This is a genomic window from Burkholderia sp. Bp8963, assembly GCF_003854275.1.
Taxonomy (GTDB): domain Bacteria; phylum Pseudomonadota; class Gammaproteobacteria; order Burkholderiales; family Burkholderiaceae; genus Burkholderia.
Genome location: NZ_QTQP01000173.1, coordinates 1 through 755 on the forward strand (window position 1 = coordinate 1; position 755 = coordinate 755).

Consider the following 755-nt stretch of genomic DNA (forward strand, 5'->3'; position numbering starts at 1 on the left):
GCCATGCCAGCCACACCAGCACCGCGCACCTGCGCGAGCGCACCGACCAGTTCGTCGGCGAGCACAATCAGGTCGCCCGCCCCTTCAAATGGAGTTTCCGGGGCTATCCGCTGCAAGGCGATGCTTCGTAATCGAGAGACGCAGATGCCAGCTTTACCCGCCAAACACCACGCCGCTGAACTGCAGCGTCAACTGCGCAGTCTGCTCGGCCATGAGCAGATCGTCACGCAAGCCTACGGGCGCCACTTGCTGATCAAACGTCTGGACGATGACGAGCCAACCGTCGTGGCGCGGCTAACTGAACTCGGCCGCAATCGATATGGCGCGGCATTTCGCAGCCATAGTGGCCGCTGGGAACCGCTGCCGGGCATGGGTTCACTCGACGAAATGGCTGATGTGGTCGTCACGCTCCTGCAGCCATATTTGCAGCCCGATAATTATTAAACCTATTTGAGGGATGTTGTACTAGGTGTCGCGGGTATGCGAAGCACTGCTTGCGCCGATCCAAAGCGCATGTGCGTCATGCGTGACACCGATCGGTACATCAGTTCAGTTTGAAGTCGGGTTTTCGCACTCGCTTCATCGATGGCACTCATCCCCTGGTTCTACTGGAAGACGTCCGCTTTCAAAGTCATGAGCAAATACGACACCGCCACCGTCCAATCCGTCCACCACTGGACCGATACGCTTTTCAGCTTCACCTGCACCCGTGAGCCGGGCCTGCGCTTCAACAACGGCGAATTCACGATGGTCGG

Annotated in this window: 1 protein-coding gene and 1 pseudogene; both read left to right on the forward strand. The window is 58.5% G+C overall.

Translation table 11 applies throughout. The annotated features are described in order from the left end of the window. Window positions 1-144: 144 nt before the first annotated feature. Window positions 145-444: a hypothetical protein gene (locus tag DID96_RS37880; protein WP_124604416.1), complete on the forward strand. Its 300-nt coding sequence runs from the start codon at window positions 145-147 to the stop codon at window positions 442-444. A gap of 189 nt (window positions 445-633) precedes the next feature. Beyond that, window positions 634-755, forward strand: a pseudogene (locus DID96_RS37885) (ferredoxin--NADP reductase); the annotation flags it as partial.

What these genes read in the sequence shown, in the direction of transcription:
- DID96_RS37880 (WP_124604416.1), top strand. Translation starts at nt 145, where the DNA reads ATGCCAGCTTTACCCGCCAAACACCACGCCGCTGAACTGCAGCGTCAA.